The organism is Halogranum amylolyticum (assembly GCF_900110465.1).
GTDB classification, from domain to species: Archaea; Halobacteriota; Halobacteria; order Halobacteriales; family Haloferacaceae; genus Halogranum; species Halogranum amylolyticum.
Genome location: NZ_FODV01000015.1, coordinates 25,619 through 52,388 on the forward strand (window position 1 = coordinate 25,619; position 26,770 = coordinate 52,388).

Genomic DNA, 26,770 nt, shown 5'->3' on the forward strand with positions numbered 1-26,770 from the left:
CGTCGACGAGGTGACGTTAGTCGCGGAGTAGGGTGGGTTACTTCACTCGGTTGTCGCTATCGCTTCGATCTCGATCGCTGCTCCTTTAGGAACATTCCCGACTTCAACTGCGCTTCGAGCTGGTGGTTCGTCATCGAAGAAGCCACTGTAAACCTCGTTGAATTCCTCGAAATCATCGATATCATCCAAAAATACAGTCATTTTGAGTGCGTCTCCTAGCGATACTCCCTCCGACTCGAGGATTGCCTCGACATTCTCGAGACACTGTCTCGTCTGTTCACCAACCGGAGCACCATCAAGAAGCTCGCCCTCTGTCGTAAGGGGGAGCTGTCCGGCGGTGAGGATGATGTTACCGTCCGTCGCTGCTTGACTGTATGCGCCAACCGCTGCCGGTGCGTCGGTAGTGCTAATAGTACGCTTCACAACCCGGCATTTTCATTGATGCGTCTTAAACCCACCTCCGCGTTGGCACTCACACCACGTCATGTTAAGATTCGTATCTATTGTGGGATAGACGTTGATGCACGTAAGATACTTACAGCCGATGTACATGGTAGGAATATGGCGTTTCAGCAGCCACTCGATCAGATAGCTCCGAGCGTGTCTGAAGCCACCGAACGCGAACGTGAACGTCAGGAATCCACGTTGGGGATGATTGCCTCAGAGAATCACGTTTCGGAAGCCGTTCTCGAAGCTCAAGGAAGTGTTCTTACAAACAAATACGCAGAAGGATACCCTGGTAATCGGTACTACGGTGGGTGCCAACACGTCGACACCGTTGAACAGCTGGGAATCGATTATGCGAAGGAACTCTTCGGAGCCGATCACGTCAACGTACAGCCCCATAGCGGAACACAGGCCAACATGGCTGTATATTTCGCGGCCCTCGAACCAGGCGACAAGATTCTGTCTCTATCGCTGTCACACGGGGGGCACCTCTCGCACGGTCACAATGTTAATTTCTCAGGTCAACTCTACGACGTCGAGCAGTACGAAGTCGACCCTGAAACGGGCTACATCGACTACGACGACTTGGAGGAGATGGCAAACGAATTTGACCCGGACATGATCGTCAGTGGGTCATCTGCATACCCACGAGAGTTCAGGTACGAGCGGATCGGCGAGATTGCAGACGACACCGACTCATATCACCTCGCTGACATTGCTCACGTAACGGGGCTTATCGCAGCCGATGTCCACTCCTCGCCAATCAACCATGCAGACTTCGTCACTGGGAGTACACACAAAACAATCCGTGCCGGCCGCGGCGGGCTAATCATGTGTGATCAGCAATACGCAGACGACATTGACTCTGCAGTGTTCCCCGGTGCACAGGGAGGACCGCTGATGCATAACGTCGCCGGCAAAGCTGCAGGGTTTGCAGAAGCTCTGACCGACGAGTTCGAGGCATATGCAGAGCAAGTGCTTGCAAATGCGAAAACGCTTGCAAATGTGTTTGAAACGCGGGGGCTATCACTCGTTAGTGGTGGGACCGATAAGCATCTCCTGCTCGTGGATCTTCGCGAATCACATCCGGATATCACTGGCAAGCAGGCAGAATCATTACTCAGTGACGTCGGAATTATAGTCAATAAAAACACGGTACCGGGAGAGACTCGATCACCAATGGTCACAAGTGGAATCCGTGTGGGGACGCCCGCTCTCACCACCCGAGGATTCAAAGAAGACGAGATGGAAACCGTCGCTGAACTCATCGTAGAGATTCTGGAGAACCCAGACAATCAAACCATCCAAGACCGCGTAACATCAACTGTAGAGGATCTCTGCGAGGAACTCCCGATTTACAGCGAGTAGCTACCCACGGCTGAGTCGGGGGCTTGTTAGCAGACTTCCATTCTATCTCCGAGATAAAAGAGGCGTGGACTCGATCATCGTGATGTCTAAGGCGCCCCCGCAGGCCGAAGGTGAATGCCACCCGCGAGTACGGCGCATGAGTTGACCACGCCGACCAAGATTTCTAGAAAGCGCTGACCCACGCTCAGGACTCGTCGAGGACGACGCATCCGCATTCGTCCACGCTTCCGGCGACCCGGCCACCGTTGCGGGCAAGGTACTTGGCGTCGAGATGTGCGAGAACTGTGACGTGAACACCGTGGAGGTCCCCGTCGGCGGCGGCAGTCTCATCTCGGGGATCGCGACGGCGTACAGCCACCTCTCGGCCAACACGTACGTCGACGATGTCTAGCCCAAGGAACCGCAACTGTCTCCGAGAGCCTTAACAAATGCATCCCTCTCACAATCGACTCCGTCAACACCATCGCTGATGGCATCGCCTCCGACGGGATTTCGGAACTCACACTCTCACTGATCGAAGAACACGTCGATGAAGTTGTCACAGACACCGAAGCGAGATCGCCCGGGCAGTCTTCCTCTGTGAGCACACGATACAGGTCGTGAGGGCACGGGTGCGGTGTCGGTCGCCGCCATCCTGAGCGAAGACCTCACGCCGGCAATCGATGTTAGCGTCGCGGTCAGCCGCCAACGAGTCGAGAGAACGCGTATCGACTCACGTCCATCGCTCCCGCACGTAGATCAAGATGCTCGCGCTCAGAAACAGACCACCGGCGATACCGAAATCTCCCGAGGTCATGAGTAACGCTCCAGTCACTATCAGTCCGACAGCCACGATCGCCAGCACCAGAGGTATAGCGTTCATCAGTTCTCCTACGAATTCGTCACCGTAAAACCCACTGTCAAAACCGATCCCATCGTATCAAGGCTGAAATGACCTCCTTAGAGCACCATCAGAACACTGACATCGCGGCTTTTTCGTTGGGATTTATGAAGCGCGTGACGGTGTGGTCGATGCCACTGGGTCAAAAATACTTGAGTTCCCAGTAGTACCGAAACGACTCACGCGTCGTCCGCCCCCCGCACGTCAACCGCGCGTTTGAATGTTGGATTTTGTGGTGCACTCGGGTTCTGCATACGGGACACCGAAAGCGAAACATTCTCGACCGAGGAACTGCTCAGCGGGCAAATCACCTACACACAGGAGGCAGTTGATGGCGTCCCTTGGTAGGGATTGGTGGAGCTCGCTCGTACAGTTCGAGCATTTCTCCGCGACGGGTGATCCTTTCGCCCAGCCGATGTCACCATCGGCTGTGGTAGCTCGGCTTCAGGTATCTACAGTTGGATGTTTCCGGGGTCGTCGGCTCCGAGCGGTTCGGCCACGTGGTGACTGGTCCGCTTGAGTGCGTCAAAGCGGCGCGTGCGGTACCTCACTCATCGTAATTAATTGAGGTCGTCACCACGACATAGTACGACGATGTCCAATACAAATAACACGTCGGAAAATCTGCGCAATTCTCGAAGCATTGCACTGAAACGATACCGAATTCAGTCGTCGGCCACCTCTTCCCCCCTTGAGATATTCGTCACGACGTCGCCGCCAGCGGAAGTCACCGCGATGTCCTCGCTATCGCTTACTTCCTGGATGTGGTCCCTGAACTCCTCGGATTCGAGGATCTCATATTCGTTTTTAAGCCCGAGATAAACGGTATAACACATTAACAGCAGGATGATCGCAAAGGGCAGACCGGTGGTGACCGCGGCAGTCTGCAACGCACCGAGACCGCCGCCGATCAGCAACAGCGCCGCGATGCTGCCCTGGATGAGCGCCCAGAAGATGCGCTGGACCCTCGGTGCGTCGTGCTTTCCACCGGAGGTTAGGTGGTCAACCACCAGCGATCCAGAGTCCGAGGAGGTGACGAAGAAGGTCACCACGAGGGTTGTGGCGAGAGTCGACGATAGGGCACTGAGAGGGTATTGTGACAGCATCGAGAACATTGCGATGGTCTGTCCCTGATTTGAGAGTGCCGCGAGAATGCCACCACCGGCGAGCTGGGCCGACAGCGCGCTCCCGCCGAACGTCGAGAGCCACATGAACGAAAACGCCGACGGAAGGATGAGCACCCCGAGGACGAACTCGCGGATGGTCCGACCCTTCGAGATGCGTGCGATGAACATTCCGACGAACGGTGCCCACGAAATCCACCAGCCCCAGTAGAAGATGGTCCACGACCCGAGGAAGGTCTTTGCGGATTTGCCTGCGAACGCCCCGGTGAAGAAACTCAGACTTGGCAGGCTGATGAAGTATACACCGAGACCGTTGACGAGACCACTGAGGATGTAGAGTGTCGGGCCGACGAGGAGCAAGAACCCGAGCATGAGGAACATGAAATAGACGTTGATGGTACTCAAACGTTTCACGCCGTTGTCGAGACCTGCTGCCACGGAAGCCGTCGCGATGAGCGTGATGACGGCGATAAGCGCGACCTGTGGGAAGGTCCCGACCGGGATACCGATCCCGAGCAGTTCCTTCCCCACGATGTTGAGGCCGGTGTTGATTTGTTTGACTCCCAGTCCGAGTGAGGTCGAGAGGCCAAACAGCGTGGCGAACACCGACACGAGGTCGATAAGGTGGCCCGGCCAGCTGTAGATGCGCTCGCCTAACAGCGGCCAGAAGATTGACCGGAACGTCAACGGGAGTCCGCGGTTGAACGAGAAAAACGCCAGCCCGAGACCCACAAGCGCGTAGGTAGCCCACGGGTGAAGACCCCAGTGGAAGAACGTTTGGGCGAAGGCGGGACCCGCCGCCGCAGCCGTATTCGACGTCGCGCTGCCGGCGAAAAACGGCGGGATACTATCGAAGTAATACATCGGCTCGGCCACACTGAAGAACATTAGACCGATACCCATCCCAGCGCTGAACAGCATTGCCATCCAAGAGAAGGTGCTAAACTCTTTTTCCGCCTCGACGCCACCGATCCTAATCTGCCCGTACTTACTCACTGCGAAATAGAGGACAACGATGATGAAGATATTCACTACAGCGATGTAAAACCAGCCGAAATATGTGTTGATACCGTTGAAAATAGCTGTATAAAACGATGAGACTTCGCCTCCGAGTAAGAGGGTCACCGCGACGAACAATGCAATGATGACCAGCGCGACGGGGAACACAATGGGATGGATATCGAAGCCATACCCCTGTAGGTTCGTGTCCCCGGGTTTGCGGTCGGAATCGGGATGAAACAGCTCTACTTGAAGGCCGTCGGACATCTCGCCAGTGGTTTTTTCGGAATCAGCCATCTACTTTCTCCGTCTTGGATTCGCTACCGATTTCGTGTAGTCCAGGTTGTGTGTTATCATTGTGTCCTCACAATTGGTTCGTGCGTAATCACTCGTTTAGTTTTTATACTCATTTATCGTGATGAGTGCGTAGGTTCGTGAGAGCCGTCAGGAATTCGTCAATCGGAGCTACATTTCGTAGGGCTCGGGTTTTGCTGGACACAATTCCTATGCCCTGTCGTCTCGCCTGTGACGCATTCTCTGACCATGCTCCTACCAAACATGTCCTACACTATCAGTAATAAACATTCGGTGGTCGCACAAATACTCCCGAGTCTGTCATGATAAAGTCTACTGTCCAGCCTGATATCGATAACATCAACCGTGTTCCCAGTAATCACACACTTACGAACCATATCTTTCTAAGAGAGGAATCGGGTGTATCGACTGCATTCACGGAAGTAAGACGGATCGAATAACCGAGAAGCAGCGGCGGAGAACGGAGTTTCACGCTGACCGCCGAGGGAAGCGACGTGCCCTCCCATGCGCGATCGTATTACGACGCCCGGGAGTATGGCCCTGTTGCGGTCGAAGATCAGAACATGAGGGTAATGATGAAGTCATCGGCGAAAAACTGCAACACTGCGTCTGCCATGGGACGAATATCCATCTCGTCACTCGAATACAGGTACGAACGCGAGGGAACGCATTTTGTGGCGGTCAAACTGCGGGGACGACCAAAGAATGGGCGGTGTGCGGCGCTTCAGTGAACAAGCCGTTGTGGACTTATGGACACTCCTATCTCACTTGTTGTTTGAGACGGGGGATCACCGCCCGTTGTCTTCATCACATTTATCCTTGCTATGCTCACTTTCGGTTCATTTCTTCGACATCGTATCCTTCGGCTCGAATAGACTCAACAATTGACCGCGCATGTTCCGTGCCGCTGGTTTCGACCTCAAACACGAGATACGCTTCACCGATGGTCAGATCATCCACTGACCGATCATGCCGGACGGTGCGGATATTTGCACCGTGGTTAGCAATTACACCAGAGACCTCATTCATCTTCCCTACAGTATCCTCGATTCGTACACGCAATTGCAGAAGTTGTTCGCGTTCTGTCAGTGCGTGAATTAGGACTGTCTGAAGCATGGTCATGTCGAGATTACCGCCACAGAGTAGTGGCATGACCGTCTCATCACGTACGTCAAGATCATCACTGAGGATGGCTGCGACAGACGCTGCCGCAGCGCCCTCGACAACTTGCTTTGCTCGCTCTAGCAGTAAAAGAATTGCACGCGAGATTTCTGAGTCGGTAACAGTAACAACCTCGTCAACGTGCTCCTCGATAAGATTGAGGGTGAGCGACGAGATCCCGCCAGTTGCGATACCGTCAGCTATAGTGTCGACCTCGTCAAGCGTCACAGGAACGCCTTTATCAAGGCTTTCGTGGACGGTTTCAGCTCCAACCGCCTGAACGCCGACAATACGCGTTTCTGGCGACAGTTGCTTGAGAGCTGTCGAGATACCACTGATGAGTCCCCCGCCACCGATGGGGATAACGACCGTATCGACGTCTGGGCAGTCCTCATGCATTTCGACGCCCAAAGTACCCTGCCCGGCAACGATGTCGCGATCGTCGTATGCGTGGACGAACTCAGCATCGTCGTTTTGGGTTGCTTGGTTCTGTGCGTATTCCATCGCATCTTGGAAGTCCTGTCCAACGAGCTCGACAGTTGCACCGTAGTCGCGAGTTGCATCTACTTTCGCCTGTGGTGCGGTCTTCGGCATCACGATTGTCGAGTTTGCACCACACTTTGTAGCTGCAAGCGCTACACCTTGTGCATGGTTTCCCGCACTAGCAGCAACGAACTCCTCAATTCCATCTTCGACGTCTTGCTTTATTTTATTGTATGCACCTCTTGTCTTGAACGACCCTGTCCATTGGAGATGCTCCATCTTTAGGTACACTTCTCCGCCAACAAATTCGCCAAGCGATGTGCTTTGCTCGACTGGTGTTCTCTTGACTACTGTCTTGTCGTCTAATCGTTCGTTTGCTCGTTCGATATCCTCGTACTCGATAAGAACTTCTTGGGGTTTGCTCATTATGTCTCCGTGGTAACGCTGTTCTGGTGGTCGATTCGATCTCGTCGATGGTGACTTTTCTATGGAATTTACACCACTGATAAGCGTTATCTGATAATCTTGTTTCGACCCGAGTCAAACAGAGGTTCGTCACGTACCGTGGCGTCGTAGTATTCTCCTTCGCATTGGACCTGAACAGAAGTCCCAGTCTCGGCTAATTCTGCCGGTAGGTACGTATAGACGATCGATTCCTCGACACTGTACCCATAGTTTCCGGCTTGTACGTAACCGACAGCCTCACCGCTCTTCAGGATTGGACGGCCACTTAACATGATGTCCGTTGAGTTGTCGAGGGTAAGGCAAGCAACCTGCTTGTCAAGGCCGGTCTCCTTCTCCTCAACTAAGGCTTCTTTCCCGATGAAATCAGTCTCAAGGTCAACTGCAAAAGGAAGCCCTGCAGCGAGCGGATTGACGTCAGTATCGATATCTGTTCCCCAGAGTCGGAAGCCTTTCTCGAGACGCATTGACTCGAGCGCTCCGCCACCCATCGGTCTGATATTCAAATCTTGCCCGGCCTCCCAGAGGGTATTCCACAGCTTCTGTCCGTACTCGGACGGTGCCCAGAGTTCCCAACCGAGCTCGCCAACGTACGAAACTCGGAGCGCGATGACAGGCACATCGCCGACGTACATTCGCTTACTACTGAAGTACGAGAACTCATCGTTGGAGACATCAGCATCGGTGACACGCTGAAGTAAGAGTCGCGAGTCAGGTCCCCAAAGCCCGATGGTACATTTCGCGGATTCCTCAACTGTGACCGAAACAGTGTCTGGTGCGTGTTGCTTAATCCACGAACCGTGGATTCCCGGAGAGTTGCCACCACCAGTCGTCACCATGTATTCGCTCTCGCCAAGACAGACAACGGTAAGGTCAGCAATGATAGTACCGCCCTCGTTTAGCATTGTCGTGTAACGGACCTTTCCTGGCGTGAGATCCATACCGTTGCTACAGATTCGTTGGAGGAACTCACCGGCATCCGGCCCCTCAACCATGATCGAGCTGAACGTAGTCATATCGAACATGGAGACGTGCTCACGTGTATGGAGGTGTTCAGCCGCTTCGATAGGAGAGCGGTTGACACTTTGCCAGCCATCCTGATCAGGAATCTGATCTTCATATTTCTCGACGAGATCCTCGTTGTAATCGTACCACTGGGGACTCTCCCAGCCACCACTCTGGTAGAACTCTGCGCCGAGTTCTTGTTGTTGCTGGTAGAACGGGCTAACTCGCATCCCCCGGTGGTTATCTGGTTGCCAGCGTGGCTCAACGATACTGTAGACTTGCTCGTATCGTTTGCCACCTCGGTCCATGAAGTAGTCCTTACTTCCTGCATGTGGCTCGAATCGAGCAACATGGATTCCACTTGTGTCGACTGGTCCCGAGGGAAGACGTGGGACGCCGTTTTCCATCCATTCGGCGAGAATCTTCCCGTAGCCACCTGAGTGCGTCCACCAGATAGCTAATGCAGTCCACAGACCGTCGACCTTCGGCGTCTCGCCAAGAACCGGCATTCCGTCGGGCGTATAAACGAAAATCCCGTTCTCGGTGATTTGGAACTCTTTGTTTTCTGTGTCGGGAAGTAGTTCGTTGAACGCCTGTTGTGCTGATTTCTCTCGGTTAGGATGGGTCGGCTTCGTCCAGTGTTTCTCGGTGAAGCTATGAACTGACGCTTGGCTTTCTTCGGAATTAGTCCCCATCTCATCGGGGTCAACGACTAGAGATTCGTGATTGTACGAACCGAGGCCGTATCCGTCACCATGCGTCCGGAAGTAGAGCGAGTTATCCTGGTCACGTCCGACCGGTCGATCTGGAGGCTGCGACATTGCCTCGGTTATTCCCTGGTCACCGGGTATCTCTAAATCCGCGGTTGCTTCGCCATGTGGTCTGCGGGAACCAGTGAGTTCATCTAGCGGTTCAGTGACCACGTACTGGTGTTCGACGGGCGCAATTGGAAGATCAAGACCAGCCATCTTTCCAGTCTGATACGCCCAATTGTTCGTCGCAAGCACACACCGATTGCACTCAATGCGGCCCCGATTGGTCACAACAGCCTGCACTTCGTCGCCCGAGACCTCGATATCTACCACTTCAGTATTACCGAAGAAATCGGCCGAAGACGTCTGCATATACCACGCAAGGGCTTGCGTGCTATCTACTCGTCCATCGGTGGGAGAGTAATAACCACCCAAGATTTCGTCCTCGTTAACGAGCGGAAGGTGCTCAGTGACTTCCTCGGGTTCGAGCAGTTCCGGTTGTGGGAGTCCGTATGATTTTGCCCACTCAACACGTCGTTGAAGGAAATCCATTCGTTTCTCCGAACGGGCGAGTTCTATGCCGCCCACCTCGTCGTATGCTCCAGCCTCTTTCAGTAGTCGGCTTGTATAATGAGCCGTCTTGGTCTGTATCTTTGACGGCGATGTCTGGAACATAATTCCTGGTGCATGCGTTGATGACCCACCGGTGACTGGGAGCGGTCCTTGATCAATGATGGTAACATCCTCTGCACCTAGCTCTGTAAGGTGATATGCGACACTACAGCCCACAGCCCCGGCACCAACAATTACCGTATCTGTCTGAGAGGGGTGAGTCTCTCTGTGCATATGTCTCATTCACCACTCCATCTGTTGTTCGTATAAGTGCAACGGTCATTTAAGTGAGTCACCATCACTTGACGTCCCAAAATCCCAAGCAGAGAAGAAACACATGAGAAAGACTCCTTGATAACAATGTGAACCACAAACTATCATTTGGATTGTATTTAGACGCTCTGAGAGAAGTATTCAGGTGAGATTAGCATCGAATAGGTCAAACAACCAGTCAAAGGTGAAGTAAAATACTACGGGCTAAGTGGCTCATGGGACTCTGCTTCGACTGCCTGTAGACCTGCTCAAGTTCGCTTTGGCTCAGGAGAGTTCGGTTGGTACACCCTCCTGCAAGCTCGCTGCCTTAACCGTATTATAGAGAAGCATCGAGATAGTAAGCGGACCCACACCCCCTGGAACAGGAGTAATAGCCGATGCCTTCGTTTTTGCGCTGTCAAAATCGACGTCACCAACCAATTCGTACCCCTTCTCATTGTCTGCTTCAACACGGTTGACACCAACATCAATAACTACTGTACCGCTAGAAAGCATCGACCCATCGATCAACTCTGGGACCCCAACAGCAGCGATAACGATATCCGCATTCCGAGTCTTTTCTGCAAGATTCTCTGTTCGAGAGTGACAAACAGTCACTGTTGCGTTACCAGTTTTGGCTTTCTGAATAAGAAGGTTCATCATCGGCTTTCCAACGATGTCTGACCGACCAACGATAGCTACATCTTTCCCCTCCGTTTCCTCGTTGACCGCATTAAGGAGTTTTTGCACACCATGGGGGGTACAGGGTTTGAAGCGAGGGTTACCGATGGTAAGACGTCCAACATTCTCAGGATGAAACCCGTCAACGTCTTTTATTGGATCAATCTGTTCCAAGACAGCTTGCTCGTTGACATGGTCCGGAACAGGCATTTGTACGAGGATCCCATGTATTTCTGGTTTAGAATTCAGACTTTTGATACGTTTCAGTAGCGTCTCTTCAGGTGCGTTTGCCGGAATCTCGTAGTGATAGCTCTCGATCCCGACCGCCTCACAGGCTTGTTGTTTCATTGAGACGTACGTTTCGCTTGCACTATCCTCGCTCATTAGTACGGTTGCTAACCCCGGTTTGACACCGTCTTTGCCTAATGTCTCAACACACGATTCTACATTACTTTTGACACTATCTGCGATCTCGTTTCCGTCAATTCGTGTTGTCATGATTGTCGAGGTGAGTGACCGCAAAGCACAGAGACACCAGCGAACCGTTGGAAAAAACGGTAACGCTGCTCTCTCTGTTCAGGGCGCTGATAGCACTCTCACAGCGCCGTCACTTACTGACTCTTTTGGGGCTAATTAATCTACATGCTGACGACTAAGAGTACTTGAGTAAAGCTATGAGAAACTCTTCAAGTAAAATATTAGAGAAGAGATGCAAAAGAGATGGGCACAACGTCATGGCACCTCACATCAAATATCTCAACCTCCATAGATAGTCCGATTCGAGGAGACGTCCTTCGGGTTGTCGTCAATATTATCGCAAGAAGAGATCACTCTGAAGCTAACAGCGCTACTAGTGTCCCAATAACACCAAGCACACCTGTGTAGACGAATATTGAGGAATATTCGCCCGTCCACTCAATAAGTGCCCCTGTGATTACGGGTGACACGAATTCGCCGAGCCAGCCGACAACCGAAATAACAGCTACAGCGGTCCCAACGACGTTATCATCAACGAAATTCTGAACATAGGTATAGATAACTCCCATCTGTAGTTGGATAGTCAGACCGGCAGCGACAAGGCCGACGAGAAAGGTCGAAGGAATGTCAGCCCCGCTGAGATACAGAACAACAATGGTTGTAGTAAGGAAAGACACGAACAGAACTGGTCGCTTCCGTTGGTTGAACACACGGTCAGAAAGGATACCGCCGCCAGTTCGCGAGAGAATCGCCGTCGCTGGAAAGAGCGATACAAAGAGCCCGCTTTTAGCAAGCGAGAGGTCGAACATCGTCGATGTGTAGGTCGGCATCCAACTATTGAAGACCATGTATAACGAGTAGATTGTAAACGAGACGAGACAGACCACCCAGACGTTGCGATCAAGAAAGACTCGAAACACGTCAGATCGGGTCGGTGTGTGAGAAGCATCGGGTGAGGCCGTAACGGTTTGGCCGGCAAATATGATGAAAGGAAGTGTAGTCACAGCAAGGCTACCGAAAACAAGAAGCGTTGTTGGCCACCCATATTCTGTCGCAATTTGTGGGCCTGCATACTGCCCTATTGCGTATCCTAACGGATATCCTGTTGTATAGATGGAAACTGCAGTTGAGCGCGCTTCTGGCGGGAATGCACTGCTAAGAATATTCGTTCCCGCAACCCAAATCGTCACGATTGCAAGGCCACTCAGCAGTCGGGAGACGAAAAGTGACCAGTAATCGTTATTGATCCCTGCAACCCACCCCCAAATACTCGCTACGAGAATCAGGCCGATAGCTGCGGCCATCATCACTCGATTGTTCGTCCGGTCAAGGTAGATTCCAACAGGAATTCCAATGAGTACAGCTGACACTTGTGGCGCAGTAAGTATCCACGATGCCGCAGTCTCACCAATACCGAAATCCGTCATAAGAAGACTCAGGACACTTGCTGGCACAATAATATAGGCACCCACGAACAACCACATCAACCACATTCCGATAAGCAATGCAACTGAACCTTGAGGATACTGGATTCTATCATCGACCTGTGTCATGAGATAAATAGACAAATCTTCCCCAAATATATGTTTCGGCCATGCACAAATATCGACAACAAAGTAGAGAAAACGTCCCTAAGATCGACAAAAAGGTGCCAGAGTGTGGAAATATCTGGAGGTAGTCTTCAATCAACTGGAAGTGACGCTCTCTAATGAAAAATTGTCTTGGAAGACCGATAGACTAACTCGGATGCTCGTTCCTGTTAGTCAAGTAGCGGTTCTTCGCGAACAGTAGCGTCGTAGCGCTCCCCTTCGTATAGAATCTCGAGTTCAATTCCAGGTTCTGCATACTCTGATGGGAGATACGTATAGACGACACAGGCGCCGACCGTATACCCATACTCAGCACTGTGAGCATAGCCGATCGTTTCATCACCGTCGAGTACCGGGCGATTTGCGAGGATAGCCACATCCTCGTCGTCAAGGGTCACACAGGCAACCTTGTGAGAGATGTTGTCTCCGTCAGCTGCTGAGGCAACTGCTTGCTTTCCAATGAAGTCGGTGTCCAAGTCGACAGCCCATCCAAGATTCGCTTCGTAGGGATTATGTTCTGTATGGAGATCTTCTCCCCACAGTCGGAATCCCTTCTCGATACGCAGGGCGTTCAGCGCACCGTTCCCGTACGGACGAATGTCGTACTCTTCACCGGCCTCCATGAGGTGCTCCCAGAGCGTCTCCCCGTACTCAGAGGGTGTGTATAGTTCCCACCCGAGTTCGCCGGCGTAGGACACCCGAAGCGCGGTGACAGGGACGTTCTTCACGAAGAACTGTTGGCTCGTGAAGAACGGGAACGCTTCATCAGAGAGGTCTACGTCAGTCACCTTGGAGAGCACTTTCCGGGCGTTCGGACCGGTACACACCATCGCTGCGAGGTTCGAAGTGACATCGTTCACGATGACGTCCTCGGGAGATTGCTCGCGGACCCACGCGACGTGGTTGTTCCCGACCTCACGACCAGTCGTCAGGAGGAGGTAGCGGTCGTCGTCGACACGTGTGACGGTGATATCGGCGCGGATGCCGCCCCCCTCATTGCACATCAATGTGTACCGAACGTCGCCCACCTCAAGATCCATGCCGTTCGTACAGAGGTACTGGATGAACTCGCCCGCGTTGTCACCAAGGACCTCCATCTTGTTGAACGAGGTCATATCGTGGAGACCGACCTTATTGCGGACATGTAGTGTCTCCGCGCCCTCGATGGGTGACCAGTATTTGCCCTCCCAGCCTTCGCGGTCGGGAATCTGGTCGCCGTACTTTGCCACTAAGTCAGCGTTAGATTCGAACCACTGCGGTTCTTCCCATCCAGCCTCTGCCCACAACTCGGCATCCAGCTCTTTGTGGCTGTGGTACATGGGGGTACGGCGGATGTCGCGTTGGTGGTCCGTCCAAACCCACTTCGGATGCATAATATTGTAGACGATACGATACTCTTCACCACCGATGTCTCGGGCGAACTCCCAACTTCCCTCGTGAGCGTCGAATCGGTTGACGTCGGCATGTGCGAGGTCAATCGGACCGTCAGGAAGACGTGGGACACCACGCTCCATCCATTCAGCAAGTGCCTTTCCAGCACCGCCAGCGTGTGTGACCCAGATACCAGCTGCAGTCCAGAGTCCCTCGAGTTCTTCGACCGGGCCCATCACTGGGAGACCATTAGGAGACTCGGCGAACATCCCGTTGTACTTGTGTTCGAGTTCCTTCCCCTCTGTCGCCGGGAGCAGTTCGTTACTTGCCTGCCGCGGGGCTTTATCGGGTCGGTCCGGGTGAGTCGCGTTGTTCATATGATACTCGGTGAACTCGTGAACCGAGCCTTGCTCGCCATCAGAGTCGTTACCACCGAGTTCCTGCGGATCCGGAACGACCGGTTCGTGGTTGTACGAGCCGATCCCGTAGGAGTCGCCATGCGTCCGGAAGTACATCGCGTTATCTTGGTCACGCAGGATAGGACGGTCCGGTCCCGCAAGGAGACGGTCAGTCTTGTCGCCAGAGACACTTTTGTAGTTCTCGTATAGAGGATGGTCGCTGACGTCAATCCTGTTGTCGGCCAACTCATCCAGTGGCTCCGTCATTGTGTACTGGTGTTCGACGGGGGTCACAGGCAGGTGAACGTCGAGTTTTTCACCGAGCTGTCGTGCCCAGATATTCGTCGCAATTACGACTTCGTTGCACTCGATGGTCCCGTTCTCGGTGAGAACTGACTGGACTTCGCCGTCCTGAGTATCGATGTCGTGTGTACGGGTGTGCGGAACAAACTTGGCACCTCGATCCATCGCTTCGCGGGCAAGAGCCGCACACGCCACAACACCAGATACCTGCCCATCAGTTGGCGAGTAGTAACCGCCCTGAATGACGTCGCTATCGACTAATGGAAGTTTCTCTTCGACTTCTTCCGGTGAAAGTAGCTGTGGGTTCGGAAGACCCCAAGACTTCCCCCACTCAACGCGACGCTGAAGGTAGTCCATTCGTTCGTCGCTACGAGCGACTTCGATCCCGCCAACTTCGTTATAGGCCTGGGTACCGGTGTCGTCTTCCAGTTCAGAGTACAGCTTGCGACTGTAGTTAGCAAACTTCGTGAGAATCTTTGACTCCGAAGTCTGGAACATGATTCCTGGCGCGTGGCTGGAAGAGCCGCCAGTAGTCGGGAGTGGCCCTTGATCGACGACAACTACATCATCTCGACCAAGATCGGTGAGTTGGTACGCGAGATTGCATCCGACGATGCCGGCCCCGACAATGACAGTGTCTGCTTGGTCCGGCAAGCTATCGTTTGCGTTCATAATGTGACACCGGAAGATGCTAACTGACTACAAATATAATTACCGCTCACACTGAGACAGAGCATTATGAGACAACAAATAGACAGATAGAATTTGCAATTGGGTTGTTGCTTAACAATGATAGAAGTGTTATGCCGTAATTCATCGTATCGATATATTGTTAGTAGTACCAATGGTCGTCTTCAGAATACAGTAAGTATAATTAAAGCTATAGAAGAATGATAAGTATAGGCTCGGATAATATCACCCAAAAAAGTATTTGAGTGATAGCGACTGTGTATGCTTTAGCATTCAACCACAGTTTTGAGTCTGAGACAACAATGAACGGGATTAGACCGTCTACGTACATAGATTTCTGAATGATATTTAATGTAATATCGAAGTAGATGACTGGGAATAACAACCTATTTAACGCCGAATTCGCTTGGTTCTCATGGCATGGTAGACTCCATCCCGCTGCAGACAGCGACTAAGCTGATCAAAGCAGCAGAAGAGAAAGCCGAAGAGATCGATAATCCGATGGTCATCACAGTTGCAAATAGCGAAGGTAACCTTGTTGCCCAGCACCGGATGGATGGCGCTTGGTTAGCCTCTGTAAACATCTCGCGGAACAAAGCATACACATCAGCTGCACTAGATATGCCGACCCACGAGCTAGCTGAGGCGTCCGAACCAGGCAACTCACTGTATGGCTTGCAAACCACTGATGAGGGCCGGATTGTTATATTCGGTGGAGGCTATCCGCTCAAACAAGATGGTGAAGTTGTCGGTGCAATCGGTGTTTCCGGTGGCGAAGTCAGTCAGGATCAAGAGGTCGCCGAAGCAGGTGTCACACAATGGCAGGACCTTAGCGACGTAGAAGCAGTCGCAGCGGACGACTGATTGACATGCGATAAACATGGAGATAGGGTATCCTCCTGTGTGAGCGTCCAAACTGTCCCAACAAATTTGCGATACCCTAGGGTCGTGATCTCCACTACTCGCGAAGGCGTGAGTAGTCATCGTCGAGTTATAGCGACCCGACTTTCCATCCTCAACTCGAAAATACCACAATTAGGTCATTCGTTTGAATTTCATTCGCTCTAAGAATAACATCTATAGTAACGTGAACCGATTGAGTCGGGTATTCTATACACTACCCATCCTTATCCTGTGGCGCTTCTTCACGTGGGGTGGTATCGTATAGATAGAGGGTACTGCGAAGGCCATAGCAACCGCACCGTGGTCGTCTACAGACCTCTGTTGTGGACAATAGAAGTGCAGAAATTCTGGATGACTCTCTTTCCAACATCGGTGAGAATACTTTCAGGATGAAATTGTACGCCAAAGTGTGGTCGTTCAGTGTGTCGAACACTCATCGCGATTTCTCGGTCGTCGTTCGTGTAGGCCGTCTCGACTAGTGCCTCGGGAAGGTTATCGCCGTCAATCGCGAGTGAATGGTATCTCCCGACTTCAAATAGGTCAGGAACGCCCTCGTAGAGGTCAGTCCCTTCGTGAACCACCTCCGATGTTTTCCCATGTACTACCGTGGGCGCGTGCCCAACCGAAGTGCCGTGAGCCGCACAAAGGGCTTGATGACCGAGACACACGCCGAGTACCGGCAGCTCAGCTTCGGAGAAGATATTCATTGAGATGCCGGCCTCTTGAGGCGTTCCCGGTCCTGGTGAAACAATGACACCGTCCGGATCGGAGGTGCGAATTTCTGGGATACTAATCTCGTCGTTGCGTCGAACCACAACACGGTCGAATTGGCCGACATATTGGACCAAGTTGTACACAAACGAATCGTAATTATCGATTATTAAAATCATTCTGTATTTCCCACCTCCGTGCTCACAGATTCGACAGCGAATGAGACCTGCTCACCAAGGGCTTCGTCAACGGCAGTTAGAAGAGCTCGTGCCTTGTTGAGGGTTTCATCATATTCTTGCTCGGGGATCGAGTCATGGACGATGCCACTACCGACGCGAAGACGGTACTCATCATCGCAACGGACCAGTGTCCGAATTATGATGTTTAATGTTGCTTGGTCATCAAATCCAAAAATTCCAATACTCCCAGTGTATGGGCCTCGATTAGTGGCTTCGACCTCATCAATTATCTCCATCGTGCGAGGTTTTGGTGCACCGGTAATGGTCCCTCCAGGAAATACTGCTGCCACCGCGTCAGCTATGCTAACTTCCTCTCGTTTGTGTCCCTGAACAAGAGAGACAAGGTGCATGACTTCCGAATAGCGATCAATTCTGCGATACTCTGTTACATCGACTGTGCCGTACGCGCTCACCTTGCCAAGATCGTTGCGCTCCAAATCGACAAGCATTGCGTGCTCCGCTCGTTCCTTCTCATCGTTGAGTAGTTCAGTTTCCAATTCCGAGTCCTCCTCACACGTTTGACCACGAGGTCGAGTACCTGCAATCGGCTCTGTGAAGAGTTGGTTCCCTTCAACGTCAAGCAAGAGTTCAGGACTCGCACTTACGATATCAATGTCAGGAAATTCCAGCAATCCCGAATATGGGGCTGGGTTCACATCTCGGACTGCGTCAAAGACGTGAATTGGGTGAGCTACCGCAGGTGCAACTAGTCTATGAGAGATGTTCGCTTGAAATGTTTCTCCATCCCGAATGTACTGCTGTACCGTGCGTACACGATCGGCAAATGTATCCTTTCCACACTCGCTCTCGAAAGTGGTTTGATTGTGAGTTGTCGGTTGCGTACTCACACATCCATTGCCATGAAGCGCCATTCGTGCCATCGAATGTGCCCTTTTGCGTCCTCTAGCATATGCAGCATCTGGATCATCAACGATGGGTGATGCGGTTATATGTAGCGTCACTTTATCATCAACTGGGCCCTTCCACGCAGCGACGCGGTCGAAGACGCCCAATTGCAGACGAGGGAGTCTTTCATCAGTCGCCTGGGAGATGTCTTCAAGATCTCTCGCAACATCATAAGAGAGCCACCCGAATGCTCCACATGGATATGGCACTTCACAGCCACCACGAATTAGTTGCTCGCGTTCAAGTAACGCATCTATCGCCCCAATTGCTGGAGTCTCTCCACACCGGGACACAGCGTTTGCATGCACCTGAAGACGTTCGATAGGGTCAACGCCAAAGTACCCCCAACCGGGCTGACCACCTGTCGTCTCCAAATAGAATCCATTGCTGTCATTATCACGAACACGGCGGTACGCGGCGAATGGGTCCGAAACTGTAAGGCGTACTTCGACAGGTATCCGTACACCAGATGGTGCATTCTCAGCGGTTTCGACGAACGATTCTTCTTTGGTAACGATTGATATTTCGCTCATTGTACGCATATTCTTCCACGGTTACACGCGGCTGGTCCCGTAGTACCTTCTGTGAGAGAGGGTCAAAAATAAAAATCTTGTGAGGAGTCACTCAATACGTGGTATGCTTGGAGGTAGCTCGTTTGTGGACCACCTCGGGGTCAAGCCTTGTGGCACTCGCCTTGCTCATATGTAGAAAGAGGCTATAAATGGGTTATCTATTCCTCACATGCACTTATCCACGGATAGCATATAATTGTAAGACACTACCATGGGAGTAAGTACCTCGTTCGAAGAGCTCTCTCAGTTTATTGAGCGATACGAATCAGACGGTGGAAAGATTCACCGTGTCGAAGTGATGACCCCTACCCAAGAATCTGAGACGAAGCTCAGTGTCACGCTTGATCTCCCGGTGTCCATCTGTCAGAATACAGAATCGGGTGTTGAGGAATTACTCCGGACCGCAACGATTTCCGATAATGGAGGGTTAGAAGTTGAGTTCTCGTCAGCGATTTTCCCAGAATTAGATGAGTATATCCCAGAGAACACCTCAATTACTAGGGGTGATGTGCGCGTAACTGATGACGGAACGATTCTATCGACGTTCACACTCATGTTGGGGGAAGAATTAGATGAGGAACAATCCGAGCTGTCTAGGTCCCACTCTTGTTCGTCATCAGCAGCCAGCAATCAGAGTATTGAGCACACCGACATGGGTGACAATGAGTCAGAGACAGACGAAGAGAGAGCCATCGATGAATATGGAACCGCTGTAGCGACAGAGGACACGACGAGCAACCAAGACAAGATCAAGAGCGAACTCAACACTGTGCGAAACAAAAATCTCCCGCCATATGAGGATACACAGTATCTTCAATGTCTGTACGATAATTTCAGCACCTTCACTGCAATGAGTGAAGAATTCGAGATTGACGTTGCCTCAGAGACTGTGCGTCGGTACATGATAGATGCTGAGATTCACGAGCCAGCATCATATCAAACATCAGATGAAGAAAGATCTGAAGATCACATAGAAGAGCTTGACGACACTGCTAACGGCCCTGAACAACCAATCTCAGACAAATCAGCAAAGGACACACCGTCGTCGACTGAATCATACTCAGAGAAGAACCAAATAGAAGAGGACCCGATAGAGAATGTCTCGAATAAACAACTCCTCGCTGATGGGTTTGGTCTTCCAGACAATCTCACACTCGAGAAGTTAGCAGATGCAATTGAATCATCGATGACATTGTATGACATGCAGCGGCAGCTGAATATCGACCGGAAACGTACACGGGAACTATTGGAACAGCTGAATTTGATTGATCTCGTGATGCGAAGAATGGCACATAATCCCGATAAGGCAGTCTCTCGAGAAGAAATTGCAGACCGGATTCGAAACAGTACTCAGAGAGGCTGTTAATTCCAACTACGAGTCACTCGTCTATAAACAATACTTATTGGCGATTATAGCTTAATACGTTGCGCGTGTGGAAAGAAGAACTTACGTATCTACGCTCGGCATTCTGGAAGTCGGGATCTAACTCGAGAGTCCTGATTTCATCTGCCTCGGCTCGACAAAATCCCGCACCCAAGTTCCAGACCAGGAGAAAGGATGTTCTTTGTTCGGAAGATACCTTTCCAAGCAGTGAGAGGTCACAAGTAAATATCGTGTGACAGCCTTGTTCAACAGGCCTGAAGTGGAAGAGTGAATCCTCCATACAGTCCTGTATTATAGTGATGTTCATTATTACGGGTGAAGTATTTTTTATAGCTGGTGTATTGGTAGCTTTGTATGACTCAGTGGGATGATTCCCAAACCGAAGCTGTGAGTGCAGATATCACAGAGAAATCGAACGCATTGCCAGCCAAGTACTTCACTGATCCAGACGTTTTCGAACTGGAAAAAGACAAGATATTCGGTCAGTACTGGGTTTATGCTGGTCACGCGAACTGTATCAAAGAAGCAGGGCAGTACTTTACCCGCACAGTTGGAGAGCGACAACTAATCATCGTGCGTGGTCATGATGGAGAGGTCAAAGCATTTGATAATGTCTGTGCCCATCGTGGCTCAAAGATGGTTGATGACACTCCCATGACCGACCCCGGAAACGCCCGTCGGATTAAGTGTCCATATCATCTGTGGACGTATGACCTCGAGGGAGAACTCAAGAGTACGCCTAAGAGCTTCGAGGAAGCGGGTCTAAATCCTGAGCTTGAGGACGAAAACGTACAGAAATTTGATTCTGAGGAGAACGCTCTAAACGATGTACACGTAGACACGATTGGACCACTCATCTTCGTCAATTTGAGCGACGATCCGATGCCGCTCGACGAGCAGGCTGGCGTGATGAAAGACCGTCTGGAATCGCTTCCGCTAGGCGAGTACGAACACGCAAATCGTATCGTCTCGGAGGTCGAGTGCAACTGGAAGGTGTTCAGCAGTAACTATTCAGAGTGTGACCATTGTCAAGCGAACCACCAAGACTGGATTAAAGGGATCTCACTCAACGAGTCCGAGCTGGAGGTCAATGATTATCATTGGGTACTCCACTATACTCATGATGAAGATGTGGAAGATGAGCTACGGATTCACGACGAGCATGAAGCCCAGTTCCACTACTTCTGGCCGAACTTCACGGTTAACATGTACGGTACCGCCGACGGCTACGGCACGTACATCATCGACCCGATCGACACCAACCGGTTCCAGCTCATCGCAGACTACTACTTCGCAGATCCGAAGCTCTCAGAGGAGGAAGAGGAATTTATCCGGACAAGCCGTCAACTACAAGAAGAGGACTTCGAACTAGTTGAACGCCAGTGGGAGGGACTTCGAACGGGTGCACTTTCACAAGCCCAACTTGGGCCGAACGAACATACTGTCCACAAATTCCACCAGCTCGCGCAGGAATCATATAACTCCTAACAGGTCCTTTGTGACTAGTGTTCCCCTCCCTTTGGCGTGGGAACACATAGAGACCGGTTTGGTATACTAACTCATCACAATACACATCACCATGAGCTCACAAGATCAGGCACCATACGTCGCTGCTTGTCCAGAGTGTGACGTTACACGACAGACCGATAGTCCAAACGAAATCATCGACTTTTACCGCCGACATCACCGGGTAACAGGCCATGATGTTGAAATAGAACACGCAGATACAGACCTAGACACTGGAGTTACAGCGCAGGACCTCAAGGGTATTATCCGTCAACTGGAAAAGCGCCACGAAAATGGAGTTCCTGTCGGTGTCATCGCAGCGGTAATGAACGAACGTGGCCAATCAATCAAACAGACTCTAGATCAGATCCACGAGATAAGAATGGGAGGTGGACTATACGAACCACAGGACGACCACTTAGGGGCATTTTAGACCGCCCGTCTTCAAGGCCGATTTTACACACTAGACACAAGGGCGAAGCCCGACGCTCTGAGTAATATTCCTCTTTTCAAGAAGTTAGTAAAAGTATTATCTTCGGCACGGGTTACGTTCCAGTATAACACTCAATTCTTGAGGTGTACTACTTCGGAAATGGACTCGGGTTGTGCTTCAAACAGTAAGCAAGGCGGATTCCCTGCCCCACCGGAGGCGGGGTAAGCCCACACTCAGAGTAGAATTTTATATCCTACAGCTGCACATTGAAGATATAGCATCGGGCAAGGAGTACTACCGTCGCACGGTTGTCACACGCCTTGACGTGCGTAGTGACAGCGATGAGCAACTCCTTTCCGACACTATCGACGAATGGCGAGACGGCTGTAACCTCGGCAGCAGTCTTGCATGGAACAAGTGTCACACCAAACCCGATGTCCAAGACATCGCCCGAGACAAACTCCAAGACCAAACCGGGCTTGGAAGCTAACACGCTATCCTCGCGTGTCACCGTGTCTCCGAAGCTATCAAGTCATGCAAAGAGCGTCTAATCAAAGGGAAGAAAGCGTCACAACCGAAATGCATGAGTCGGTCAATGATGTTCGACCGCCGAACCATGACCGTCTTCCCCGACAAAGAAAGAGTGTCACTCACAACGCTCAGAGACCACTCGCGTGTCCACACTGAACTCGCTTTACCCGAAAGCGTGGATACCAGTACGAGTACCTTCGAGACGACGGGTAGGAGTACACGGAGAGTACGCTTCATTACCGCGACGGAGATTACTACATCCATCTCGGGTATCGAAAACCCAAACCACAACTCGACGAAGACAAGTCAGAGGCGACGACTGAGAACGGAACGGTTCTCGGTGTCGACCTCGGCGTTAACCAAACCGCCGTCACCAGCACTGCACGATTCTTCTCTGCTGGTGAACTGAACTATACTTGTCGAGAGTTCGAGAAAACTCGTAGGGGACTCCAGCAGACCGGGACGCAGTCAGCACACCGCACCATCGAACAGATGAGCGGTCGCGAAGACCGGTACGTCAAACACGTCCTGCACTCGGTCGCTAACGGTATCGTTGAGGAAGCTCTTGAACACGACTGTGATGGGATCGTGTTCGAAGACTTAGACGGAATCCGTGAGGACTTGCGAGACGCTGAATGGCATTCGGTGAGGGCGTTCAGCACCCTGAAGAAGTACGTGGAGTACAAGGCGGAAGTCGAAGGCGTGTTCGTGGATGTGGTGAATCCGAAGGACACGTCGAAGCGGTGTGCTGAGTGTGGCTATGTCCACGAGGATAACCGTCATCGCGAAGACTTTGAGTGCGTTCAGTGCAGAAATCGGAATCACGCAGATTACAATGCGGCGAAGAATATCGCATAGCTGTATCTCCTACGCGGTCATCAGTCGCCGGGTGGGAGGAGCATCAGTCAATACGCTCTGAAGTCAGGACCGAAGACGCCGAGTTGAGATTACTCACGCCCGAGAGGGTTCGAGGACGAGGTCACTGACAAGCCCCGTGCCACCGTACGCGGGGCAGTTGACGGACAATCCGTGTCCGTAGTATACTACGAAAATCTGGACACAGTTACCTAGAATATGTGGTTTGGTATTGCTTATAATGGTGCTGTATAGCACTGCCCAACGCTTTTTGTTAACTACCTCCATAATCGTAATGTATGACACAGTGGAACGAAGCCCAGACGCAAGCTGTAAGCCCGGATATCACTGATAAGTCGAATGCACTACCAGCCAGATACTTCACAGATCCTGAAGTTTTCGAACTGGAAAAGGACAAGATATTCGGCCAATACTGGGTCTATGCTGGTCACGCGAACTGCATCAAAGAAACAGGAGAGTATTTCACTCGATCCATCGGTGGTCGTGATCTTATAGTCGTCCGTGACGACGATAGTTCGATTCAGGTGTTCCACAATGTCTCGGCACGCGATGGCTCAAAGCATGTGTCAGAGACCTCAATGGAGGACCCAAGTCGACTCGACACTGACGAGCTTGATGATTTAAACGACGTCCACGTGGATACGATTGGACCACTTGTCTTCACCAACTTGAGCGACGATCCGATGCCGCTCGACGAGCAGGCTGGCGTGATGAAAGACCGTCTGGAATCGCTTCCGCTAGGCGAGTACGAACACGCAAATCGTATCGTCTCGGAGGTCGAGTGCAACTGGAAGGTGTTCAGCAGTAACTATTCAGAGTGTGACCATTGTCAAGCGAACCACCAAGACTGGGTAAAAGGACTGCGGCTCGACAAGTCCGAACTCGAAGTTAACGACTACCATTGGGTACTTCACTACCAACATCGGCAGGACGTTGATGACGAGCTACGGATTCACGACGAGCATGAAGCCCAGTTCCACTACTTCTGGCCGAACTTCACGATCAACATGTACGGTACCGCCGACGGCTACGGCACGTACATTATCGACCCGATCGACACCAACCGGTTCCGGCTTATCGCGGACTACTACTTCGAGAGTCCAGAGCTCTCCGAAGAAGAGATGGATTTCATTCGAACAAGTCGTCAGCTGCAAGAGGAAGACTTCGAACTTGTCGAACGCCAGTGGGCAGGACTGCGGACAGGCGCACTTTCACAAGCCCAGCTTGGACCGAACGAACATACTGTCCACAAATTCCACCAGCTCGCGCAGGACGCCTATAATTCGTAAATAAATTGATGCAAAGATCAGCGCTACAGTACGTTGATCATCGGTCCAACACCTCCGTGTGAAATCCCCCATGACGAGACTTCCCTTGTAGGAAGCTCTGGCCTTTAGCCGAAAGTAGGCGCTAAGCCCCCTTCCTCAGCGAGCGCCAACCGAATAGAGAGGCACGAGCAGCAAGGGATAACAGCGGTCACACAGTTCTCATACACTGCTCGGGGCAAGCTCACAAGCCCATGTATCACTGGCACAGGAGCACGACCTCTAGCTGTTTGAGACTTGAACGTCAAGGAGATGATGAAGTTACCGTCAAACAGCCGAAATACTACGTCGGCAGTGTGGCGCACTTTTCTCTCGCTACTCGAATACAGGTGTGAACGAGAGGGACACATTTCGTCGCAGTTACCCCAATAGGTGCGACTGAAGAACATGTGTCTTGTGGCACTTCGACGGAAAAGCCGTTGTGGGTCCGTGAGCACTCATGTCTTGCCTGTGAGTTTGAAGCAGACAGAGATGCGAACGCTAGTGAATTTTTACGGAAAGTCGAGGAGAAAGCCCCGTGCTTTAGCGCGGGGATGAATCCGACATTACCCTACACTAACCACCGTTCGATGACACGACTGGATATTCCACGCTGCACAACCCATAGCTTCAAGTAACTATTCCGACATAGGTTACGTATGGCGAAACAGGTCGTCACCCGCACCTACACTGCTTCCATACGGAACCAGCAACAGGTGTCCGACGATCTTGATTCGCTCGGGTTCTCAGCATCGAAACTCTGGAACGTCGGACGGTGGACATGCAGTCGCGTCTGGGACGAGATCGACTACATCCCCGAACACGACGAACTCACCGCGTACCTGAAGTCGCACGAACGCTATGATGACCTGCATTCTCAGTCAAGTCAGCAAGTCCTTCAAGGACTCGCTGAAGCGTTCAACGGCTGGTACGGCAAACGACGCAACGGAGACACGAAAGCGAACCCGCCCGGCTACCGCAAACACAACGACGAACACCCGCGTTCAACAGTCACGTTCAAGAACAAAGGCTTCAAACTCGACACCCAATACAACCGAGTCCGCCTCTCCAAAGGCTCGAATCTCAAGGAGTATTGGTCGGACTTCATCCTCTGTGAGTACCAGACTCGCCCCGACGTTGACCTCTCCACCGTAGAGAGCGTCCAACAAGTCAGAACAGTCTGGGCAGGTGACGAGTGGGAACTACACTTCGTCTGCAAAGTCGAAATCGAAGTATCAGAATCGCCCGGTGAGAAAACCGTGGGTGTTGACCTCGGTATCAACAACTTCGCCGCACTCGCCTACGAAGACGGCCACAGCGAGTTATACCCGCTGAATTGCTTGAAGCAGGACGACTACTACTTCAGCAAACGAATCGCCCAGTGTGATGACTCTGACTCCGAGCAGGCCACACGGTTGAACCAGAAGAAGTCTGCTCGTCGCACCCACTACTTCCACACGCTCTCGAAACACATCGTTCAACGGTGTGTTGACGAAGAAGTTGGAACCATTGTTATGGGCGACCTCTCCAGTATCCGCGAGGATGAGGAGAGTGGTGAGTCGAAGAATTGGTGGAAACACGGCAACCTCGACCTGCATTCATGCGCGTTCGACCGATTCACCTCGATGCTTGACTACAAAGCCGAGATAGAGGGAATCACGGTTGAGCAAGTGTCTGAACGCGATACGTCGAAGTCGTGTTCGTGCTGTGGTCAGAAGCGCAAATCGAACCGTGTTGAGCGCGGGTTGTACGTCTGTGATAAGTGTGATACGGTGGCTAATGCGGATGTGAACGGTGCTGAGAATATTCGGCAGAAAGTATCTCCGAGTCTCACCTGTGATGGGGGAGATAGGAGTAACGGCTGGTTGGCACAGCCTTCGGTGTACCTGTTCGATTCAGAGAGCGGATGCTTCGCACCGCGAGAACAGGCTACGTCGTAAACCACAATATCCCAACGGCGGTCGGGAATCCTCGCCCTTCAGGGCGGGGAGGATGTCAATCGTGGTCTTTCTGATTAAGTAGTGGGATACCCAGAA

Annotated in this window: 16 protein-coding genes and 2 pseudogenes; 9 read left to right on the forward strand and 9 right to left on the reverse strand. The window is 51.8% G+C overall.

All coding sequences use genetic code 11. The features are described from left to right. Positions 1–42: 42 nt before the first annotated feature. Positions 43–423, reverse strand: coding sequence for a Rid family detoxifying hydrolase (locus BSG17_RS19145; protein ID WP_089826981.1), 381 nt, complete (start codon positions 421–423; stop codon positions 43–45). Positions 424–561: 138 nt separating this feature from the next. Here BSG17_RS19145 and BSG17_RS19150 point away from each other — a divergent pair, with 138 nt between their 5' ends. After that, positions 562–1,815 (forward strand): serine hydroxymethyltransferase, encoded by a 1,254-nt coding sequence (locus tag BSG17_RS19150; protein ID WP_089826984.1) that lies wholly within the window; start codon positions 562–564, stop codon positions 1,813–1,815. 1,545 nt (positions 1,816–3,360) lie between these two features. On the opposite strand, the gene BSG17_RS19155 is transcribed toward BSG17_RS19150, so the two are convergent. The 6 genes from BSG17_RS19155 to BSG17_RS19180 form a co-directional block, all read right to left on the reverse strand. Further along, positions 3,361–5,115 carry a BCCT family transporter gene (locus BSG17_RS19155; RefSeq protein ID WP_089826986.1) on the reverse strand — a complete coding sequence of 585 codons (1,755 nt, stop codon included), beginning with the start codon at positions 5,113–5,115 and terminating at the stop codon, positions 3,361–3,363. A gap of 846 nt (positions 5,116–5,961) precedes the next feature. Beyond that, the gene (ilvA, locus tag BSG17_RS19160) at positions 5,962–7,203 is read right to left on the reverse strand and encodes a threonine ammonia-lyase (protein ID WP_089826989.1); all 1,242 of its coding nucleotides are present in this window, start codon (positions 7,201–7,203) and stop codon (positions 5,962–5,964) included. Between the two features lie 86 nt (positions 7,204–7,289). Then, on the reverse strand, positions 7,290–9,842 hold the full coding sequence (locus BSG17_RS19165; RefSeq protein ID WP_089827068.1) for a GcvT family protein: 2,553 nt from the start codon (positions 9,840–9,842) through the stop codon (positions 7,290–7,292). A 303-nt stretch (positions 9,843–10,145) separates the two neighbouring features. Continuing rightward, positions 10,146–11,039: a tetrahydrofolate dehydrogenase/cyclohydrolase catalytic domain-containing protein gene (locus BSG17_RS19170; protein WP_089826991.1), complete on the reverse strand. Its 894-nt coding sequence runs from the start codon at positions 11,037–11,039 to the stop codon at positions 10,146–10,148. Positions 11,040–11,368: 329 nt separating this feature from the next. Continuing rightward, entirely contained in the window at positions 11,369–12,571 is a 1,203-nt protein-coding gene (locus BSG17_RS19175) for an MFS transporter (RefSeq protein ID WP_089826992.1), read from the reverse strand. 206 nt (positions 12,572–12,777) lie between these two features. Beyond that, positions 12,778–15,351 carry a GcvT family protein gene (locus tag BSG17_RS19180; RefSeq protein WP_089826994.1) on the reverse strand — a complete coding sequence of 858 codons (2,574 nt, stop codon included), beginning with the start codon at positions 15,349–15,351 and terminating at the stop codon, positions 12,778–12,780. A gap of 438 nt (positions 15,352–15,789) precedes the next feature. Here BSG17_RS19180 and BSG17_RS19185 point away from each other — a divergent pair, with 438 nt between their 5' ends. Beyond that, a complete protein-coding gene (locus BSG17_RS19185; RefSeq protein WP_089826996.1) occupies positions 15,790–16,233 on the forward strand; it encodes a GlcG/HbpS family heme-binding protein in 444 nt (147 codons plus the stop codon). A 347-nt stretch (positions 16,234–16,580) separates the two neighbouring features. Here the strand turns inward: BSG17_RS19185 and BSG17_RS19190 are convergent, their stop codons facing one another. Further along, complete coding sequence (locus BSG17_RS19190) at positions 16,581–17,162, reverse strand: anthranilate synthase component II (RefSeq protein WP_089826998.1); 582 nt, start codon at positions 17,160–17,162, stop codon at positions 16,581–16,583. Next, a complete protein-coding gene (locus BSG17_RS19195) occupies positions 17,159–18,661 on the reverse strand; it encodes an anthranilate synthase component I family protein (RefSeq protein ID WP_089827000.1) in 1,503 nt (500 codons plus the stop codon). Before BSG17_RS19195 ends, BSG17_RS19190 begins: the two co-directional genes overlap by 4 nt. Before the next feature lie 250 nt (positions 18,662–18,911). Between BSG17_RS19195 and BSG17_RS19200 the strand changes: the two genes are divergently transcribed. The 7 genes and pseudogenes from BSG17_RS19200 to BSG17_RS19230 all read left to right on the forward strand — a co-directional run bounded on the left by BSG17_RS19200 (position 18,912) and on the right by BSG17_RS19230 (position 26,674). Next, positions 18,912–20,066: a DUF8073 domain-containing protein gene (locus BSG17_RS19200; protein WP_089827002.1), complete on the forward strand. Its 1,155-nt coding sequence runs from the start codon at positions 18,912–18,914 to the stop codon at positions 20,064–20,066. Positions 20,067–20,438: 372 nt separating this feature from the next. Then, complete coding sequence (locus BSG17_RS19205) at positions 20,439–21,572, forward strand: aromatic ring-hydroxylating oxygenase subunit alpha (RefSeq protein ID WP_089827004.1); 1,134 nt, start codon at positions 20,439–20,441, stop codon at positions 21,570–21,572. Between the two features lie 91 nt (positions 21,573–21,663). Further along, complete coding sequence (locus BSG17_RS19210; RefSeq protein WP_089827006.1) at positions 21,664–22,023, forward strand: hypothetical protein; 360 nt, start codon at positions 21,664–21,666, stop codon at positions 22,021–22,023. Between the two features lie 274 nt (positions 22,024–22,297). Next, positions 22,298–23,499: pseudogene (locus tag BSG17_RS28690) on the forward strand (RNA-guided endonuclease InsQ/TnpB family protein). Between the two features lie 209 nt (positions 23,500–23,708). Next, positions 23,709–24,719: an aromatic ring-hydroxylating oxygenase subunit alpha gene (locus tag BSG17_RS19220; RefSeq protein ID WP_089827008.1), complete on the forward strand. Its 1,011-nt coding sequence runs from the start codon at positions 23,709–23,711 to the stop codon at positions 24,717–24,719. A 270-nt stretch (positions 24,720–24,989) separates the two neighbouring features. Then, positions 24,990–25,240: pseudogene (locus tag BSG17_RS27960) on the forward strand (zinc ribbon domain-containing protein); the annotation flags it as partial. 153 nt (positions 25,241–25,393) lie between these two features. Next, a complete protein-coding gene (locus BSG17_RS19230; protein WP_089827010.1) occupies positions 25,394–26,674 on the forward strand; it encodes an RNA-guided endonuclease InsQ/TnpB family protein in 1,281 nt (426 codons plus the stop codon). The last annotated feature ends 96 nt before the right edge of the window (positions 26,675–26,770 follow it).